We start from the raw sequence: 243 nt of genomic DNA, 5'->3' as shown, positions 1-243 counted from the left end.
GATGAACTCCGCAATAAGATTCACGAAATTGGTTTCTCAAAAGAAGAAGCTGACACATTTGAAGAACATTTAGACGAAGGAAAAGTACTTCTCTTTGTGACTGACCATGAAAAAGTGAAAAATTGGGCATAAACGCCATCGTAAAAAGCCTCATACTTTTGTAAGGGGCTTTTTTCAGATTTTTGACAAAGGGCTAAAATGAACTTGACTTTATTCCTTTGTCTTCTTTTCAGCGTGATAGAA

Annotated in this window: 1 pseudogene; it reads left to right on the top strand. The window is 35.8% G+C overall.

The annotated features are described in order from the left end of the window. Positions 1–132: pseudogene (locus KVT11_RS20420) on the top strand (general stress protein); the annotation flags it as partial. Between the last annotated feature and the right edge of the window lie 111 nt (positions 133–243).

Source organism: Bacillus sp. GbtcB10 (assembly GCF_019091365.1).
In the GTDB taxonomy this organism is placed as follows: Bacteria; Bacillota; Bacilli; order Bacillales; family Bacillaceae; genus Bacillus; species Bacillus altitudinis.
This window is presented reverse-complemented; position numbering and strand designations above follow the sequence as displayed.